The sequence below is a fragment of the Acidovorax sp. Root70 genome, assembly GCF_001428225.1.
Taxonomy (GTDB): Bacteria; Pseudomonadota; Gammaproteobacteria; order Burkholderiales; family Burkholderiaceae_C; genus Acidovorax.
This window is the reverse complement of sequence record NZ_LMHQ01000027.1, coordinates 184,818-201,480: the sequence shown is the minus strand read 5'-3', so window position 1 is coordinate 201,480 and position 16,663 is coordinate 184,818. Positions and strand designations below refer to the sequence as shown.

Annotated in this window: 19 protein-coding genes; 10 read left to right on the top strand and 9 right to left on the bottom strand. The window is 65.4% G+C overall.

Annotation, left to right across the window (positions count from 1 at the left end):
• Positions 1-170: 170 nt before the first annotated feature.
• Complete coding sequence (locus ASD94_RS14155; RefSeq protein ID WP_056644161.1) at positions 171-617, top strand: DUF3717 domain-containing protein; 447 nt, start codon at positions 171-173, stop codon at positions 615-617.
• Positions 618-664: 47 nt separating this feature from the next.
• Positions 665-970, top strand: a complete 306-nt coding sequence (locus ASD94_RS14150) for a hypothetical protein (protein ID WP_056644159.1) — start codon at positions 665-667, stop codon at positions 968-970.
• 83 nt (positions 971-1,053) lie between these two features.
• Here the strand turns inward: ASD94_RS14150 and ASD94_RS14145 are convergent, their stop codons facing one another.
• The 3 genes from ASD94_RS14145 to purB form a co-directional block, all read right to left on the bottom strand.
• Positions 1,054-1,614, bottom strand: coding sequence for a YaeQ family protein (locus tag ASD94_RS14145; RefSeq protein ID WP_056643963.1), 561 nt, complete (start codon positions 1,612-1,614; stop codon positions 1,054-1,056).
• A 74-nt stretch (positions 1,615-1,688) separates the two neighbouring features.
• On the bottom strand, positions 1,689-2,717 hold the full coding sequence (locus ASD94_RS14140) for an acyltransferase (protein WP_056644157.1): 1,029 nt from the start codon (positions 2,715-2,717) through the stop codon (positions 1,689-1,691).
• Positions 2,718-2,766: 49 nt separating this feature from the next.
• On the bottom strand, positions 2,767-4,146 hold the full coding sequence (purB, locus tag ASD94_RS14135; protein WP_056643961.1) for an adenylosuccinate lyase: 1,380 nt from the start codon (positions 4,144-4,146) through the stop codon (positions 2,767-2,769).
• Between the two features lie 131 nt (positions 4,147-4,277).
• On the opposite strand from purB, the gene ASD94_RS14130 reads away from it, so the two are divergent.
• From ASD94_RS14130 to ASD94_RS14095, 8 genes are all read left to right on the top strand, one after another.
• Positions 4,278-4,892 (top strand): glutathione S-transferase N-terminal domain-containing protein, encoded by a 615-nt coding sequence (locus ASD94_RS14130; RefSeq protein WP_056643959.1) that lies wholly within the window; start codon positions 4,278-4,280, stop codon positions 4,890-4,892.
• A 104-nt stretch (positions 4,893-4,996) separates the two neighbouring features.
• Positions 4,997-5,713 carry a TetR/AcrR family transcriptional regulator gene (locus tag ASD94_RS14125; protein WP_056643957.1) on the top strand — a complete coding sequence of 239 codons (717 nt, stop codon included), beginning with the start codon at positions 4,997-4,999 and terminating at the stop codon, positions 5,711-5,713.
• 207 nt (positions 5,714-5,920) lie between these two features.
• On the top strand, positions 5,921-6,505 hold the full coding sequence (locus tag ASD94_RS14120) for a TRAP transporter small permease (RefSeq protein WP_108626072.1): 585 nt from the start codon (positions 5,921-5,923) through the stop codon (positions 6,503-6,505).
• A 27-nt stretch (positions 6,506-6,532) separates the two neighbouring features.
• Positions 6,533-7,813 (top strand): TRAP transporter large permease, encoded by a 1,281-nt coding sequence (locus tag ASD94_RS14115; protein ID WP_056643955.1) that lies wholly within the window; start codon positions 6,533-6,535, stop codon positions 7,811-7,813.
• 55 nt (positions 7,814-7,868) lie between these two features.
• Positions 7,869-8,873 carry a TRAP transporter substrate-binding protein gene (locus ASD94_RS14110; RefSeq protein ID WP_056643953.1) on the top strand — a complete coding sequence of 335 codons (1,005 nt, stop codon included), beginning with the start codon at positions 7,869-7,871 and terminating at the stop codon, positions 8,871-8,873.
• 81 nt (positions 8,874-8,954) lie between these two features.
• Positions 8,955-9,863, top strand: a complete 909-nt coding sequence (locus ASD94_RS14105; protein ID WP_082576881.1) for a shikimate dehydrogenase — start codon at positions 8,955-8,957, stop codon at positions 9,861-9,863.
• 37 nt (positions 9,864-9,900) lie between these two features.
• Positions 9,901-10,800 (top strand): VOC family protein, encoded by a 900-nt coding sequence (locus ASD94_RS14100; protein ID WP_056643951.1) that lies wholly within the window; start codon positions 9,901-9,903, stop codon positions 10,798-10,800.
• 15 nt (positions 10,801-10,815) lie between these two features.
• Positions 10,816-11,721: a sugar phosphate isomerase/epimerase gene (locus ASD94_RS14095; protein WP_056643949.1), complete on the top strand. Its 906-nt coding sequence runs from the start codon at positions 10,816-10,818 to the stop codon at positions 11,719-11,721.
• Between the two features lie 12 nt (positions 11,722-11,733).
• Here ASD94_RS14095 and ASD94_RS14090 read toward each other — a convergent pair whose 3' ends face one another.
• Genes ASD94_RS14090 through ASD94_RS14065 form a run of 6 tightly spaced genes read right to left on the bottom strand, consistent with a single transcriptional unit; the run spans position 11,734 to position 16,653 of the window.
• Complete coding sequence (locus ASD94_RS14090) at positions 11,734-12,189, bottom strand: nuclear transport factor 2 family protein (RefSeq protein ID WP_056643948.1); 456 nt, start codon at positions 12,187-12,189, stop codon at positions 11,734-11,736.
• A 6-nt stretch (positions 12,190-12,195) separates the two neighbouring features.
• Complete coding sequence (locus tag ASD94_RS14085; RefSeq protein ID WP_056643946.1) at positions 12,196-12,978, bottom strand: SDR family oxidoreductase; 783 nt, start codon at positions 12,976-12,978, stop codon at positions 12,196-12,198.
• On the bottom strand, positions 12,975-13,517 hold the full coding sequence (locus ASD94_RS14080; RefSeq protein ID WP_056643944.1) for a DUF3833 domain-containing protein: 543 nt from the start codon (positions 13,515-13,517) through the stop codon (positions 12,975-12,977). The genes ASD94_RS14085 and ASD94_RS14080 overlap by 4 nt, the downstream gene beginning before the upstream one ends.
• A 24-nt stretch (positions 13,518-13,541) precedes the next feature.
• Positions 13,542-14,840, bottom strand: a complete 1,299-nt coding sequence (locus tag ASD94_RS14075; RefSeq protein ID WP_056643942.1) for an MFS transporter — start codon at positions 14,838-14,840, stop codon at positions 13,542-13,544.
• Entirely contained in the window at positions 14,837-15,424 is a 588-nt protein-coding gene (locus tag ASD94_RS14070) for a chalcone isomerase family protein (protein ID WP_369818063.1), read from the bottom strand. Before ASD94_RS14070 ends, ASD94_RS14075 begins: the two co-directional genes overlap by 4 nt.
• A 5-nt stretch (positions 15,425-15,429) precedes the next feature.
• Complete coding sequence (locus ASD94_RS14065; RefSeq protein ID WP_056644151.1) at positions 15,430-16,653, bottom strand: cyclopropane-fatty-acyl-phospholipid synthase family protein; 1,224 nt, start codon at positions 16,651-16,653, stop codon at positions 15,430-15,432.
• Positions 16,654-16,663: the final 10 nt, after the last annotated feature.

Genomic DNA, 16,663 nt, shown 5'->3' with positions numbered 1-16,663 from the left:
GGGCCGGGGCGTTGTGGTTACTGCGTACATCCAAAAGTGCGTGCGCTGAGCAGGAGATTCAGCCTGGGGAGCGCATCGGATAACACCACGGCCAGCATCCATCGCGGCGGGCCGCTATGATCCAGCCCCCTTCCAGTGCCATCGCGCTTTCGCGTCCCTCGCTCGTTTTCATGGCTGCCATCCACATTACCGACATCGAAGCCGCCATCAACCACTGGCGCCACCGTGCGCCCGCATCGCCCGATGGGCTAAGCCTCGCGCCCGAGGTCCAGGCCCTGGGTGAGGTCTATGCGCTGATGGTCTATGGGCGTGCGACCGAGATCGACGATAGCAGCCTGACCCCGGCCGCGATGGCCGCGTGGCAGGCCTGGTACGACACGACGCCCGACACCCCTTGCATCGCAATTTGCTCCACCAGCCAGGGCGACGACCTGTGCAAGGGCTGTGGTCGCACGTTCGATGAGGTGCAGTTCTGGCCTTCGTTTACCCCTGCAGAAAAGCGGATGGTGTGGCGCCGCATCACGCTGGAGCATTCGGCCTGGCGTTTCAACCGGTACGCCGAGCGAGCGGCAGAAGGTGTGACGATACCGGGGGTGGCCAACGGTACGCTGGGTTAAGCAGCGGTGGGATGTACGCAGGCGCGGCAAACCGCTATGGTGCTGCCATGCTGCGCCTGACCCAAGCCCCGAACATCGCGATTGCCACCCTATGGGTGGACCTCCTGTGCGAGGCAGGCATGACGGCTTCCGTGCAGCGCCAGTACCTGGGCGCTGCCGCCGGGCACTTGCCGCCCGACCAGTGCCTGCCTGAAATCTGGCTGGACCACGATGAACATGCCACGCGCGCGCAGACCCTGCTGCAGGCGTTGCAGGACTTGCCCCAGCGTCGCTGGGCCTGCCGCTGCGGTGAATTGGTGGAAGGTGGTTTCGAGCAGTGCTGGCACTGCGGAGCCCTCATGCCGCGCGACTGACGGGACTCGATTGTTTGCTATCTATTTAATAGCTAATGAGGCATATTGCACTAGCGCTACCAAGCATTTTGCCGAGAAATGCGTCACTTCCAGCGCACAGGCTCCACATGCACGCTGCCCTGCGTGCTGCTCAGGGTGATGGCCCCTTCCTGCACAGTTGCCTGTAGCTGCATGCTGCGCTCGGCCAGTTGCGCCAGCGCCTGCGAGGCTTCTGTCGGGATGCGCCAGACCTGCAGCTTGTCCAGCCGCGAGAGCTTGGTTTCTATGCCCTTCCACCAGATCTCGGCCGCGTGGTTGAAGCAGTACACGATCACCGAATCAGCCTTGCTGCAGGCCTTGGTCAGCGGCTTATCTTCCGGCTGTCCTACTTCGATCCACACCCGTTTGCGCCCGGTGAAGTCGGTCAGCGACGCGTCCGGGTCATCGGGGTCAGACAGGCCAGCGCCGAACGCCAGCGTGGCGTCGCCATTGCACAGGTCGTTGAGCTGGTGCGCCTGAATGGCCAGCGCCGCCAGCCGCACCATCATCCGCTCGTCCGTCTCGCTGGGGTGACGGGCCAGGGTAAGGGAGTGGTCGGCGTAGTAGCCGTGGTCGATGTCTGCGATCTGAAGGTTCGCTTTGAAGATGGTGGATTTGATGGCCATAAGAGGGGGATATGTTTGCGCAAAGCAATAAGCCCGCATCACGGGTCTCGGTTCGCAGCTGTTCCGCGAAGGGGCTAGGACACAGTGGGCATGCGTGGCTTCCACCGGAGGGCCGGTTTTTCGACCCAGTGCCACGATACAACGGCCAGTGCGAGCGCCCCTAGAACACTCAGCGCGAAAGCGGCAGGGAAGCTGAGCTGATTGGCGAAGCTCCAGATAACTAGCTGTTGCACGGGGAAACCGTAAATATAGAGCCCGTAGGAAAAATCGCCAAAGCGCCCAGCGCTCGCGAAGCCGGGCGTACGGCAGCTGCCCCAGATGACAGCGAGCCCGCCCAACGCCCACAACGGCGCCTGTCCGCTCAGAATCGGCGGCCCCCACTGCAGCAGCATGCCGCAAGCCGCTAGGAAAATCAAAGCCGTGGCCCAGGGGCTGGGTCTCCAAAAGCGTTGCCATTGCGCAAACGTCGCGCCCAGTGAAAAAATGATGGCGTATTGCAGCGCAAATGACCACTGGGGAAACTCTGGCCCACGGTAACGCCACTGCAGCCAGGTTGTAAGCAACAAGAAACCGCCCACAGATGCCCACCGCCAGCGCAGCACGCCCACGGCTCCCAGAACGGCGAGTCCCACATAGCAGCCCACCTCCAGAGGAATGGTCCACAGCGGCCCGTTGACAGAGGAGGGATGAGGATTGCTTGTAAAAACACCCGGTAAGCTGGTGTAGGTGTTGAGAACTAGATTACCCAGGTGCTGGCGTGTTTCCGGGTGGCGGAAATAGGCGGCCAGCGGCAACTCTGTGAGCAATGGGCCTAGCACTAGCACTGCGAGGAGTACTGCCACCGCCAGGCCAGGCCAGATTCGCAGAGCACGGCGCAGTGCGAAGCGCCGTACATCGGGATCACTCATCCACGACTGGCTGACCAAATATCCGCTGATCGCGAAGAACATCACCACGCCCACGGCGCCAGGCTCGTTGCCGAAAAATAGTGGAGTGGTTAGTCCCATGAGCGCAAACTGGTGGCTCCAAATGACCAGCAGCGCAGCCATCATTCGCAGAGCGTCGAAGTTGTTGATGCGATGCTGCGCCCGATAGGACCGCATTTGCTCCAGGGACTGCGAAGCGTTCGAGCCTACGGGCTGCACAACGCGGTCAAACCCGGCGTGCCAGCTCGGCCGCCTTGCCCACATAGCTGCCGGGCGTCATGGCCAGCAAGCGATCCTTTTCAGCCTGGGGAATCTCCAGCGACTGGATCAGGCCGTGCAGCGCTTCTGCCGTCACGGTCTTGCCGCGGGTCACTTCCTTGAGCTTTTCGTAAGCGCCCTGAACGCCAAAACGGCGCATCACGGTCTGGATGGGCTCGGCCAGCACTTCCCACGAGGCGTCCAGGTCTTCGGCCAGGGCTTCTTCGTTGATTTCGAGTTTGTTCAAACCAGTCAGCAGCGATGCGTAGGCCAGTGTGGCGTAGCCCAGGGCCACGCCCATGTTGCGCAGCACTGTGCTGTCGGTCAGGTCGCGCTGCCAGCGGCTGATGGGTAGCTTTTCGGACAGGTGTTTGAGCAGTGCGTTGGCCAGTCCCAAGTTGCCTTCGGCGTTCTCGAAGTCGATGGGGTTGACCTTGTGCGGCATGGTGGACGAGCCAATTTCGCCCGCCTTGAGGCGTTGCTTGAAGTAGCCCAGGCTCACATAACCCCAGATGTCGCGCGAGAGGTCGATCAGGATGGTGTTGGCACGGGCCACGGCGTCGAACAGCTCGGCCATGTAGTCGTGCGGCTCAATCTGGATCGAGTAGGGCTGGAAGGTCAGGCCCAGGCCCAGCGGCTCGGGTGTTTCGATGACCTTCTTGCTGAAGGCTTCCCAGTCAAAGTCGGGCCAAGCGGACAAGTGGGCGTTGTAGTTGCCCACGGCGCCGTTCATCTTGCCCATGATCTTGACGGCGGCGATCTTCTCGCAGGCCGTTTGCAGGCGCATCAGGACGTTGGCCATTTCCTTGCCCACGGTGGTGGGGCTGGCCGTCTGGCCGTGCGTGCGGCTGAGCATGGGCACGTCGGCAAACGCGTGGGCCATTTCGCGCAGCTTGAGCATGATGCGGTCCAGGCCCGGCAGGATGACCTGGTCGCGGCCGGAGCGCAGCTGAAGGGCGTGGCTGGTGTTGTTGATGTCTTCGCTGGTGCAGGCAAAGTGCACGAACTCGGAGGCCTTTTCCAGCTCCGGGCGGGCTTCGAACTTGCTCTTGATCCAGTATTCGACCGCCTTCACGTCGTGGTTGGTGGTCTTCTCGATCTCCTTGATGGCGGCAGCGTCGGCTTCGGAGAAGTTCTTGACCAGGCCCAGCAAGTAAGCGCGCGCTCCGGTGGTAAGGGGCTTGAATTCGACAAAACCCGCATCCGACAGCGCAATGAACCAGGCCACTTCCACCTGCACGCGGCGGTGCATGTAGCCATGCTCGCTCATGATCGGGCGCAGGGCGGCAAGTTTGGGGGCGTAACGGCCGTCAAGCGGCGACAGGGCGGTGATGGTGGACAGGCTCATGGCGCGCCATTGTAGGCGGGGTGGGTTGGCGGGGTTTGTGGGGGCGGCGCATCAGTCAGCCTCACGCCGGGTCGCTGTCGATAGAATCAAACCCGAATTGTTCAGCATCCCCGCGCACTGGAAGACACACCATGAAATTGATCGGAGCCACCACCAGCCCCTACGTGCGCAAGGTACGTATCGTGATGGCTGAGAAAAAGCTCGACTACCAGTTCGTGCAAGAAAACGTCTGGGCAGACGACACCCACATCTCCGCATCCAACCCCTTGGGCAAGGTGCCCTGCCTGGTGATGGAAGGCGGCGAGGCCGTGTTTGATTCGCGCGTCATCGTGGAATACCTCGACACCCTGTCGCCCGTGGGCAAGCTCATCCCCACCCAGGGCCGCGAGCGCGCGGAAGTCAAGACTTGGGAGGCCTTGGCCGACGGCGTGATGGACGCCGGCATCCTGGCCCGCCTGGAAGCCACCTGGGTTCACCGCAAGGACAGCGAACGCAGCCAGGCCTGGATCGACCGCCAGTTGCTCAAGGTGAACGATGGCCTCAAGTCCATGAGCCAGGGCCTGGGCGACAAGCCCTATTGCAGCGGTATCCACCTGAGCCTGTCCGACATTGCGGTGGGCTGTGCGTTGGGCTGGCTGGAGTTCCGCTTTCCCGAGATCGCCTGGCGCAACGAATACCCCAACCTGGGCAAGCTGCTCGACAAGCTGATGCAGCGCCCCAGCTTCGCGGACACCAAGCCTGCCTGACCTGTCCTGCGGCCGCTGAAAGGCTCCGGCCAGCCCGTCCTGCCGCAGAGTGCGGTAGGTCTTTGTGCCGTTCGACCCTCCGCTTGCCGTATGCTCCCGGACGTATGAACGAAATGGTTCAAAACCCACCCCCAGTCTCTGGTGCGAGGGCGACCCGCCAGCGCGCTGCGCGCGAGGCCGCTGCCACGCCGGGCGCCGACCGGGTGCGCGTGAACGACCCAGACCGCACCATGGCCAACATCCTGCAGGTGGCCACGGCGGAGTTTGCCGACAAGGGCCTGGCCGGGGCCCGCATCGACGAGATCGCGGCGCTGACCAGCACCAGCAAGCGCATGATCTACTACTACTTCGGTAGCAAGGAAGGTCTGTACGTGGCGGTGCTGGAGGATGCCTACCGGCGCATCCGGCGCATCGAGTCCGAGCTGCACCTCGAAGACCTCGCTCCCGAGCAGGCCCTGCGTACCCTGGTCGGTTTCACGGTGGACTACCAGCTCGCCAACCCCGACTTCATCCGCCTAGTGATGAACGAGAACATGCACCGGGGCGAGTACATCACCCAATCCGCCACGATCCAGGAACTGAACATCCCGGTCATCCACGCCGTGCGCGATGTGTACCAGCGCGGCGTGGCGGCGGGGGTTTTTCGCCCGGATGTGGACCCGGTCGATCTGCACATGTCGATCTCGGCGCTGTGCTTTTTCAACGTGGCCAACCGCCACACCTTTGGCGCGATCTTCAAGCGCTCGCTGGACACGCCTGCCGCCACGGCGCAACGCCGTGAATCGATCATTGAAATGATCGTGCGCTTTCTGCGGCCCTGACTCGAATCCCTGCGGCGCATTGCGCGCCTCGACCGTGCGGTGCTCCCGGGCGCGGAGGACGCTCTGCGTCTGGCGCCGTGCGTCCCCGCATTGCGGCCATTCCCGCACGGCCCGACCGCCGCCCACGAGCAGGGTTTGCACCTAGATCAAATACTAACCAGTTCGTACAAAATTTAAAAACAGCAACCGATAACGACTGGAGACACCATGCTTGCACTGGCCGACCGCTGGCTCGGGCGATACACCCGCGCACTCGACATGCTTTCCGGCCTGTGTCTGGCCATCATGGTGGTGCTGGTGTTTGGCAACGTGGTGTTGCGCTACACCGTGAACTCGGGCATCACGGTGTCCGAAGAGCTGTCGCGATGGCTGTTTGTGTGGCTGACCTTCATGGGGGCCGTGGTGGCCTTGCGGGAGCACGGACACCTGGGCACCGACGTGCTGGTGTCCCGCCTGCCTGCGCCGGGCAAAAAAGTCTGCCTGGTGCTCGCACAGGTCGCCATGCTGTATGTCTCCTGGCTGCTGCTCAAGGGCAGCTGGGCGCAGATGGTGATCAATGCCGACACTGAGGCCCCGGTCACCGGGGCATCGGTGGGCATCTTCTACGCCAGCGGTGTGCTCATGGGTGGGTCCGCCATTGCCATCTTGCTGCGTGACCTGCTGCGCACGCTCTTTGTGCCGCTGAGCGACAACGAACTGGTCATGGTGCAGGAAAGCGAGGAACTCGCAGCCCTGCAACACCGCACGGAAGACGCCAGTGCCCCCCCTCCGTCCGCAGGCCCGCGCCGCTGATCCCCCTTTTGCACTGGAACGCGCACCATGACCGTCACCATCTTCCTGGGCTCCCTGCTGCTTGCCATGGCGATCGGCGTCCCCATCGCTTACGCGCTGCTGATCTGCGGCGTGGCGCTGATGTGGCATCTGGACCTGTTCGACGCGCAGATCCTGGCGCAGAACGTCATCAACGGCGCGGACAGCTTCCCGCTGCTGGCCGTGCCCTTCTTCATGTTGGCGGGCGAGATCATGAATGTGGGGGGGTTGTCCAAGCGCATCGTGAAGCTGGCGCTCACCGTGGTGGGCCATGTTCCCGGTGGCCTGGGCTATGTGGCCATCATGGCGGCCGTGATCTTGGCGGCTGTGTCCGGCTCGGCCGTGGCGGATGCGGCGGCCTTGGCGTCGCTGCTGCTTCCGATGATGGTGGCGGCTGGGCACAACAAGGAGCGTTCGGCAGGCCTGATTGCCTCTGCCGGGATCATCGCGCCAGTCATCCCGCCGTCCATCGGTTTTGTAATCTTCGGCGTGGCCGCCAACGTGTCCATCAGCAAGCTGTTCCTGGCGGGCATTGTTCCGGGCGTGCTGCTGGGGCTCTCGCTGGCCGTGACGTGGTGGTGGCTGGTGCGGCGCGAGAACGTGGCGCCGCCCAAGCGCGCAACACGCGCCGAGCTGCTGCTGGCGCTGCGCGAGGCCGTGTGGGCCCTGGGTCTGCCCATCATCATCCTGGTGGGGCTGCGCATGGGGGTGTTTACCCCCACCGAGGCCGCTGTGGTGGCTGCCGTCTACTCGTTGTTTGTCGCGATGGTCGTGTACCGCGAGCTGACCCTGCGCCAGCTGGTGGATATCTTCCAGACCTCCGCACGCACCAGTGCCGTGGTCATGTTCCTGGTCGCTGCGGCCATGGTGTCGGCCTGGCTCATCACCGTGGCCGATCTTCCGTCCGCTGTCATCGGCATGCTGGAGCCCTTCATGGGCAACCAGACGCTCTTGCTGATTGCGATCATGGTGCTGGTCATGGTGGTGGGCACCGCCATGGACATGACGCCCACCATCCTCATCCTCACGCCCGTGCTGATGCCGGTGGTCAAGGCGGCGGGCATCGACCCGGTGTACTTCGGCGTGCTGTTCATCATCAACAACGCCATTGGCCTCATCACGCCGCCCGTGGGCACCGTGCTCAACGTGGTAGCCGGGGTAGGCCGCATTTCCATGTCGCAGGTCACCCGGGGCGTCATGCCGTTCATGGTGGCGCAGTTCATCGTCATGTTCCTGCTGGTGCTGTTCCCGTCCATCGTGACCGTGCCCTTGCGCCTGCTGGGGGGCTGACACGCCCTCCTGCACCTACCGTTTTTGCCTGCCCAAAACCCAAGGAGACCATCCCATGAAGCTGCTCAAAACCCTGCTCGCCACGGCCCTTATCGCCGCATCGCTGCTGCCCGCCGCGCAGGCGCAGGAACGCACCATCAAGTTCGCCTTCCAGAACCAGAAGGACCACCCCCAGGCCCAGGGCGCGCAAAAGTTTGCCGACCTGGTGGCGGCCAAGACCAACGGCCGCATTGCCGTGAAGCTCTTCCCTGGTGGCACCCTGGGCGGCGACCTGCAGACCGTGTCGGCACTGCAAGGTGGCACGGTGGAGATGACGGTGCTCAATGCCGGCATCCTGTCCGCCCAGGCCAAGGAATTCGGCATCTACGACTTCCCGTTCTTGTTCGCTACGCCCCAAGAGGCTGATGCCGTGACCGACGGCCCCTTCGGCAAGAAACTGCTCGACAAGCTGCAGGCCAAGAACCTGGTCGGCCTGGGCTACTGGGAGCTGGGCTTTCGCAACCTCACCAACAGCAAGCGTCCCATCACCAAGGCCGAGGACATTGCGGGCCTCAAGATCCGCGTGATCCAGTCGCCCATCTACATCGACATGTTCAACGCGCTGGGTGCCAACGCCGTGCCCATGCCGTTCCCCGAGCTGTACACCGCCATGGAGCAAAAGGCCGTGGACGGCCAGGAGAACCCGTTTTCCACCATCCTGTCGTCCAAGTTCTCCGAGGTGCAAAAGTACCTCACCGTCACGCGCCACATGTACAACCCCCAGGCAGTGCTCGTGAGCAAGAAGTTCTGGGACAGCCTGAACCCAGCCGACCAGAAGGCAGTGACCGACGCCATGGCTGAGGCCACCACCTTCCAGCGCGGTGTGTCGCGCGTGCAGGCCAACGTGGCGCTGGAAGACCTCAAGAAGGCCGGCATGCAGGTGTCCGAGTTCTCGCCCGCCGAGCTGGACAAGCTGCGCGCCAAGGTTAAGCCCGTGGTCGAAAAGCACAGCGAAAAAGTGGGTGCCGAGACGGTGAAAGAGGTTTACGCCACGCTGGCCAAGCTGCGCGGCGGCAAGTAAGCCCCACGCTGACCACCCCGCACGGCCGCCAGTGGCCCCGCCACGCCCGGCCGTGCATTCACCCCGTATCCCGCCTGCCCCATGAGCACCCAGCTGCTTGATCCCCCGGTCACCACACCCACGTCCGCCATGCCATCCACAAGCCCCCGCAAGGTGCTGATCGGACTGATCGGTGCCGGCATCCAGAAATCGCTGTCGCCCGCGCTGCACGAAGAAGAAGCGCGCCACCACGGCATGCGCCTGCACTACCAGCTCATTGACCTGGACCGCTCGGCCTCCTCGGTGGAGCATCTGCCCACGCTGTTGTCGGCGGCGCGCATCATGGGCTACGCCGGCTGCAACGTGACCTACCCCTGCAAGCAGGCGGTGATCCCGCACCTCGACAGCCTGTCCGAAGAAGCGCGCGCCATGGGCGCCGTGAACACGGTGGTCATCCGTGACGGACAACTGGTGGGGCACAACACCGATGGATCCGGCTGGGCCTGGGGCTTTACCCGCGCGCTGCCCGGCGCCGACCTGCGCCGCGTGGTGCTGCTGGGCGCAGGTGGTGCGGGCGCCGCCATTGCACACGCCGTGCTGCGCCTGGGCGCCGAGCACCTGAGCATCGTCGATGCGCAGCCCGAGCGTGCGGCACAACTGGCGGCCGACGTGAATGCGCTCTATGGCGCCCGGGCCGAAGCCTCTGACATTCAAACGGCCATGGCACAAGCCACGGGCCTGATCCACGCTACGCCTACGGGCATGGACAAACTGCCCGGCCTGCCGCTGGATGCGGCGCTGTTGCGGCCCGCGATGTGGGTGTCTGAAGTGGTGTATTTCCCGCTCGACACCGCGCTGGTGCAGGCCGCGCGCACGCTGGGCTGCCGGGTGTCGGACGGCGGCGGCATGGCCGTGGGCCAGGCCGTGGGCGCGTTCGAGTTGTTCACCGGCGAGGCGCCCGACGCCGCACGCATGGACGCGCATTTCCGCCGCCTGGTCAGCACCCGCTGATGCCAACGCCCGCAGCAAACCACAAGGAGCCAACCCCATGAGCACCCCGATGATGGCCGCCCGCGAAGCGCTGGGCGAACTGCCCAACCCCCTGGGTCTGCAGGGCGTGGAGTTCATCGAATACGCCACCAGCCGCCCGCAAGCGCTGGGCCAGGCGCTGGAGCGCATGGGTTTTCAGCCCGTGGCGCGCCACCGCTCGCGCGAGGTGCTGCTGTACCGCCAGGGCGACATGAACATCATCGTCAACGCGCACCAGGATGCCGAGCGCACGGGCCTGCATGCGCCGCCCGCGCTCACCGAAGCCCCCGTGCTGGCCGCCGTCGCATTCCGTGTCGGCAATGCCGCCGCAGCGTTTCGCCGCGTGCTGGAGCTGGGCGCCTGGGCCGTGCACACCGAGGTCGAAGTGATGGAGCTGAACATCCCCGCCATCCACGGTGTGGGCGCGAGTCGCATCTACTTCGTGGACCGCTGGAAAGAGTTCTCCATCTACGACGTGGACTTTGTGCCCATCCCCACCGTCCACCCGCGCCCGCCCGCGCTGCAAGGCCTGCACCTGTTTGGCGTGGTGCAGTACATCGGCCTGGGGCGCGCGGCGGACTGGATCCACTTCTACAGCGAGCTGTTCGGCTTTGCCGAGCTGGCGCCCAACCAGTCGTTTGGCGTGCTCACCCACGGCCGCATCCTGTCCAGCCCGTGCGGCACATTGCACTGGCAACTGATTGAGCCGCAGGTCGATGCACTGGATGCCGACCCCGAGGAGCTGCTGCAGCGCGTGGCCTTTGGCACGCCCGACGTGCTGGCCACTGTGAATGCACTGCGTGCGCGCGGCGTGGAATTTGTGGAGTCGCCCACGGGCGTGCACACCGGCACGCGCGGCGCCCTCACGCGCGCCGATGCCGCATCGCCCAGCTTCGAGCTGGTGCTCGACGTGCGCTGAGCCTGGAGACTGCCCATGCGCCGATCCACCATGCAACGCAACGTCGCCGATTTCGGCATGGACACCATCAGCCTGGCCGGCCCGCTGGAGGCCAAGCTCGCCGCCGTCAAGGCCGCAGGCTTTGGCCAGATCATGCTGGCCGCGCGCGACATCGTGGGCCACCCTGCGGGCATCGAGGCCGCCGTGCACGCGGTGCGCAGCAGTGGCCTGCGCGTGACGGGCTTTCAGGTGCTGCGCGATTTTGAAGGCCTCTCAGGTCACCTGCACAGCTACAAGGTGGACATTGCCAAGCAGATGATCCTGATGGCGCGCGACCTGGGCGCCCCGGTGCTGCTGGCCTGCAGCTCCACGTCATCGCACGCCACGGCCGATGCCGACGCCATTGCGCGGGACCTGCGCAAGCTGGCCCTGCTGGCGCTGCCCCACGGCATTCGCGTGGCGTTTGAAGGCCTCTCGTGGGGCCGCCACATCAACGAGGTGCACCAGGCCTGGGCCGCTGTGGAGCAGGCCGATTGCCCCAACCTGGGCCTCGCCATCGACTCGTACCACCAGTTCGCCACCAGTACGCCACTCTCGGCCCTGGAGGATGTGGACCCGGCCAAGATCTACCTCGTGCAGCTGTCGGACTTCATGTGGCAGGAGACGCGCACGGTGCAGGAGCGCATCGAGACTGCGCGGCACTTTCGCGTGTTTCCCGGCGAGGGCGTACACAGCCAGGCGCTGGCCGAGCTGGTGCGCACGTTGGACGGCATGGGCTACCAGGGCGACTACAGCTTTGAAGTCTTCAACGACGACTACCAGCAGCTGCCGCTGCCCTATGTGGCGCAGCGCGCATGGAACAGCGCGCTGTGGCTGGCCGAAGGCGTGCTGCAGCGCGCCGTGCCGCTGCCGGGGCACCCGCGCATCCGCGCCGTGGGTTGAAGGCCCGAACCGTCAGCTATTGGCGCGCTTTTTGAGCCAGCGCATCAATGCACCGACCACGGGCAGCTTTTCGTACAGCTCCTCGGCTGCGTCCCAGTAGTCGCGGTGCAAGGTCACCTGGCCCTGGGCGTCCAGCACCAGGTGTGAGGCGCCACGCACCGTCTGCGTCACGCCCTTGTGGAAGTCTTTGAACGCGAATAAAAAGTCCCAGGTCAAAAAGCACTGCTGCCCCTGCACCACGCGGCCCGTGACCACAAAACGCGGCTGCTCCAGTGCCTCGAACATGTGGGCAAAGATGCCCTGGATGGCGGGCACGCCCACCACCTCGTTGAACGGGTCCTTGAAGCGCGCCTGGGGCGCGTAGAACTGGCCGATGCTCGCCACATCGGCGGGCGATAGGTTTTCAAAAAACGCAATGACGCGCGTGACGGCTTCTTCGGTGGCGGGTGCGGTGTAAGGGGGCTGCATGGAAACTCAGAGTCCCGTGAACTTGCGGACGGCTGGAAAGTACCACCGGTAGGGCAGCAGCCGCAGCAGCTTCATCACGCGCGTAAAGCGCTTGGGGAAGTGGATGTCGAACTGCCCCTGCGCCCAGCCCTGCAGGATGGCGTCGGCTGCCGCTTCGGGCGAGATGAGCGCAGGCATGGTGAAGTCGTTGCCCGCCGTGAGCGGCGTGGCCACAAAGCCGGGGTTGATCACGCTCACACCGAGGCCCAGGTCGTGCAGGTCCAGGTACAGCGCCTCGGCCAGGTTGATGAGCGCGGCCTTGGTGGGCCCGTAGGCCAGGCTCTTGGGCAGGCCCCGGAACCCCGCCACGCTGCTGATCAGGCTCACATGCCCAGGGTGCCCCGTCTGGGCCGCAGTGAGCATGGCGGGCAGCACAGCGGCCAGCACATGCAGTGCGCCGTTGTAGTTGATCTGCTCGTGGCGCAGCATCACGGTCAGGTCGAAGTCGGTCGCGCGCATGTCGCGGTAGTAGCCCGCGCAGTAGCACACCAGGTCGGGCGCACCGTCCGCCAGCACCTGCGCGGCGGCGGCTTGTACCTGCGCCGGTTCGGCCGTGTCAAAGGCCAGCGCCGTGCTGCCAGGGTGCTGCACCACAAAGGCGTTCAGCGCATCGCTGCTCCGGGCCGAGACAATGACATGCGCGCCGCGCGCATGCAGTGCTGCCGCCGTGGCCCGACCAATGCCGCTGCTGGCCCCGATGAGCCAGGCCCGGCGGCCCTTCCAGTCGCGCAAGGGAGGGTTGAGTTTCATGGTGCGCGCTTGGTGAAGGACAGGGTGATCTCTCCGAGCCGCACGCCGAACTTGCTCATGGTGGCGCGGTTGAGCATCACGCGGTCATCGATGAGGTACATCCAGTCGTCCAGGTCCACGTTGTAGACCTTGCCGTCCACGGGCAGGGCCAGCGTGTAGTTCCAGCGGAAGGCGTTGCCGCGCGTCTGGCCGTTGGCCGTGCCCACCACATCGTCGGCCGTGCCGGTGTAGCGGCCGTCAGCATGCTTCGTCAGACGCCAGATGCGGCGCTGCGTGGTGCCGTCGGAATGGGTGAAGGCTTCGTCCAGCACACCCTCGTTGCCCTTCCAGCTGCAGTCCATCACCACGGTGAAGCGTTTGACGATCTGGCCGCTACGGTCCTGGAAGATGCCGTAGGCGTCGATCTTGCCGTTGAAATACTGGGCCAGGTCCAGCGCCGGTTTTTCGCTGGCGTAGCCATCGAGGTTCTGGCTGGCGCAGCCGGACAGCACCACGGGTGCAGCCACTGCGGCGGAGAGGAGAAGGCGTCGTTGCATCATGGGGTGTGCCTTGTGTATGGGGAGTCAGGTTCCGGCCAGCGCTGCACCGCGTGGGTGCCGCAATAAAAGTGCGTACAGCGCTGCAGCCGCCGCCAGCTTGAGCGCGCAGGGCAGCACGGCGTAGGCCAGCCCCAGGGTGTGCAGGCCGTCGTCGCTGCGTGTGCCTGGCGTGTAGCCCCACCAGCCCAGCAGCGGCAGCGCCAGGCCTGCGGCCAGCGCCAGGTTGAGCTTGGTGGCAAAGTTCCACCAGCCAAAATACGCCCCCTCGTGCTGGCCGCTGTCGCCCTCCGCGGCAATCACGCCCGCCAGCAGGGCGCTGGGCAGGGCCAGGTCCGTGCCCAGTGCCACGCCCGACAGCGCACAGACCACCAGGAAGGGCAGCATGTCGCCGCGCCCGAGGAATGCAGTCCACACAAACACGGCAATCGCCAGCAGCATGCCCGCCAGCCAGGTGCGTGCGAGGCCCCAGCGCGCCACGGCACGCAGCCACAGCGGGATGGACAGCGCCGCGCAGACGAAATAAGCGGCAAGGAACATCGGCTCCTGCGCGGGCGGTGCCTGCAGGCGGTCCTGGATGAAGAACAGCACCAGCGTGGCCGGGATGGCACTGGCAATGCCGTTGAGCATGAACACCACCAGCAGGCGGCGGAAGGCAGGCCGTCCCCAGGGACGCCACAGGCTGGCACGGTGGGGAGGGCGGTACACACCCGCCACGGCACCCGCGTGGCCTGTGGGGCGCGGCGCGTGTGCCCAGCACCACCAGCCCAGCAGCATGGCGATGGCAAACACGCTGAGCATCACCGGCAGGCCCAGCAGCGCAGGCAACACCGAGGCCAGCACCACACCCATCAGCGCAGCCCCTTCGCGCCAGGCCACGATGCGGCTGCGCTGCAGTTCGTCACCGCCCAGGCGCGCGCCCCAGGACTGGTGCGCAATGCCCAGCTGGCTGTAGGCGGTGTAGGTGACGAGCAGCGCCACCAGCGCCCAGGCGACGAGCGCATCGGCCCCGCGCACCAGGGGGAAGAACAGGCTGGTCAGCCCCAGTGCCAGCACCGCCGCAGACACCGCGCCCACCGCCAGCACCGAACGCACCGAGCGGCCAAACAGGTAGTCGGCAAGGCGACCCAGCAGCGGGTCGATGAAGGCATCGAACAGCCGCGCTGCCAGCAGCACGGCGCCCAGCATGGCCAGCGGCATGCCAAATTCGCGGGCGTAGTGGTTGGGCAGCAGCACATACAGCGGCAGCGCCACAAACGCCAGCGGCAGGCCCAGCAGCCCATAGGCCAGGCCGTGGCCGGCGCGCATGGGCGTGGTGGTGGTCATTGCGGGCCCTGGCCTGCGGTGCGGGTGGCCGCGATCAGCTGCTGCCGCAGCCCGGGCTCGGAGGTCTGGGGCGACAGCCAGATGCCGAAGAACAGGCGCGAGAACTCGGCATCGGCCACCTCGCCCACCACGCGGCCGCCCATCTTGAAGACGGCGCCTGCGCCGGGCTGGTACAGGCCCAGCAGGCGGTCGCCGGGCTTCACATCCGGCAAGGCCGCCTGCAGCGCCTGCTGCCAGCGGGTGGCCTGCTGCGGCGTGAAGCTGCCCACGCGGCGCATCTCCTCGATGGAGCGTTTGGCAATCGCCTCGGCCGTGAAGTTGCGCTGGTAGGTCAGCTCCAGCGCCAGCGGGTGGGCGCTGTACAGGTCGGCGTCAAAACCGGGCTGGGCCCACAGGCGCGCGCGGTACACCTCAAAACCCAGGAAGCGCATCGTGCCTTGCCCCACCAGCCGCGCACCCGCCAGCGGCGCGCTGGCGCCGGGCGACGCGCTCGCCGCCCCTTCTGCCCCCTGCGCGATTGCAAAATTTGAGAAAAAAACGGCCTCTGCGCCTACTAGCAAAGCGCTGATAGCTATGTTTTTTATAGCAATCATGCTTTCACCAGGGTGTACTGCACCAGGTCGATGTTGCGCATGGCGAACGCTGCTTCGCAGTAGGCGAGGTAGAACTCCCAGATGTGCATGAAGCGCTGGTCAAAGCCCAGCTGCAGGATCTGGGTGCGCTGCGCCAGAAAACGCTCGCGCCAGCGCTTGAGGGTTTCGGCGTAATCCTGGCCAAACGCGAACTCGTCCACCACGCGCAGGCCCGCCGCCTCGGCTTCGCGGCGGAACTCGCGCGGGCAGGGCAGGCAGCCGCCCGGAAAGATGTATTGCTGGATGAAGTCGGTGGAGCTGATGTAGCGGTCGAACAGGCTGTCGTCGATGACGATGCTTTGGATGCAGGCCTTGCCGCCGGGCTTGAGCAGGCGGTTCACCGACTGGAAGTACGTGGGCCAGTATTCGCGGCCCACGGCCTCGACCATCTCGATGGAGCAGATGGCGTCGTACGGGCCGTCCTGGATGTCGCGGTAGTCCTGCAGGCGCAGGTCGGCATGCGCGGCCACCCCCTGCTGCGCCATGCGCTTTTGCGCAAATGCGAGCTGCTCGGTGGAGAGCGTCACCCCCGTCAGGCGGGCGCCAAATTCGGTGGTGGCCATCTCGGCCAGCGCCCCCCAGCCGCAGCCGATTTCCAGCACCCGGTCCCCAGCTTGCACGCCAGCCATGCGCAAAGCGCGGCGCACCTTGGCGTGCTGCGCGGTGCGCATGTCGCCGCCCGCATCGCCCTCGAACCAGGCGGACGAATAGTTCATCGTGTCGTCCAGCCAGAGTTCGTAGAACGCATTGCCCAGGTCGTAGTGGGCGTGGATGTTCTTCTGGCTATTGGCGCGGGTATTGCGGTTGAGCAAATGCTTGATGCGGTACAGCAGCCGGCCTGCCCAGGTGCCGTAGATCACGCCTTCGACCTGCTGGCGGTTGGCGATGAAGAGCTTGAGCAGGTCGGTCAGGTGCGGTGTGGTCCAGTCGCCCGCGATGTAGCTCTCGGCAAAGCCGATGTCGCCCGACTTGAGTGCGGCGCTGCACACGTTCCAGTTCTTGAGCGTGATCGCGGCCGAGGGGCCGTTGCCGTGGCCGAAGTGCTGCAGGGTGCCGTCGGGCAGCTGCACCGTAAGGTGACCGTGCTGCAGCTTGTGCAGCAGCTTGAGCGCCGTGCGGGCAGCAGCAGGGGTGCCCGCGGGCAGGGCTTGGGCAGAGCGGGGGGCGGTGGTGGAGTTCATGGCGGTCTCG

Bases quoted from the DNA above. Each gene is read 5' to 3' on its own strand.
- ASD94_RS14150 (WP_056644159.1), top strand. From the start codon at position 665: ATGCTGCGCCTGACCCAAGCCCCGAACATCGCGATTGCCACCCTATGG.
- ASD94_RS14090 (WP_056643948.1), bottom strand. From the start codon at position 12,189: ATGCAGCCCCCTTACACCGCACCCGCCACCGAAGAAGCCGTCACGCGC.
- ASD94_RS14100 (WP_056643951.1), top strand. From the start codon at position 9,901: ATGAGCACCCCGATGATGGCCGCCCGCGAAGCGCTGGGCGAACTGCCC.
- ASD94_RS14085 (WP_056643946.1), bottom strand. From the start codon at position 12,978: ATGAAACTCAACCCTCCCTTGCGCGACTGGAAGGGCCGCCGGGCCTGG.
- ASD94_RS14145 (WP_056643963.1), bottom strand. From the start codon at position 1,614: ATGGCCATCAAATCCACCATCTTCAAAGCGAACCTTCAGATCGCAGAC.
- ASD94_RS14110 (WP_056643953.1), top strand. From the start codon at position 7,869: ATGAAGCTGCTCAAAACCCTGCTCGCCACGGCCCTTATCGCCGCATCG.
- ASD94_RS14080 (WP_056643944.1), bottom strand. From the start codon at position 13,517: ATGATGCAACGACGCCTTCTCCTCTCCGCCGCAGTGGCTGCACCCGTG.
- ASD94_RS14115 (WP_056643955.1), top strand. From the start codon at position 6,533: ATGACCGTCACCATCTTCCTGGGCTCCCTGCTGCTTGCCATGGCGATC.
- ASD94_RS14120 (WP_108626072.1), top strand. From the start codon at position 5,921: ATGCTTGCACTGGCCGACCGCTGGCTCGGGCGATACACCCGCGCACTC.
- ASD94_RS14065 (WP_056644151.1), bottom strand. From the start codon at position 16,653: ATGAACTCCACCACCGCCCCCCGCTCTGCCCAAGCCCTGCCCGCGGGC.
- ASD94_RS14125 (WP_056643957.1), top strand. From the start codon at position 4,997: ATGAACGAAATGGTTCAAAACCCACCCCCAGTCTCTGGTGCGAGGGCG.
- purB (WP_056643961.1), bottom strand. From the start codon at position 4,146: ATGAGCCTGTCCACCATCACCGCCCTGTCGCCGCTTGACGGCCGTTAC.
- ASD94_RS14155 (WP_056644161.1), top strand. From the start codon at position 171: ATGGCTGCCATCCACATTACCGACATCGAAGCCGCCATCAACCACTGG.
- ASD94_RS14075 (WP_056643942.1), bottom strand. From the start codon at position 14,840: ATGACCACCACCACGCCCATGCGCGCCGGCCACGGCCTGGCCTATGGG.
- ASD94_RS14105 (WP_082576881.1), top strand. From the start codon at position 8,955: ATGAGCACCCAGCTGCTTGATCCCCCGGTCACCACACCCACGTCCGCC.
- ASD94_RS14130 (WP_056643959.1), top strand. From the start codon at position 4,278: ATGAAATTGATCGGAGCCACCACCAGCCCCTACGTGCGCAAGGTACGT.
- ASD94_RS14095 (WP_056643949.1), top strand. From the start codon at position 10,816: ATGCGCCGATCCACCATGCAACGCAACGTCGCCGATTTCGGCATGGAC.
- ASD94_RS14140 (WP_056644157.1), bottom strand. From the start codon at position 2,717: ATGCGGTCCTATCGGGCGCAGCATCGCATCAACAACTTCGACGCTCTG.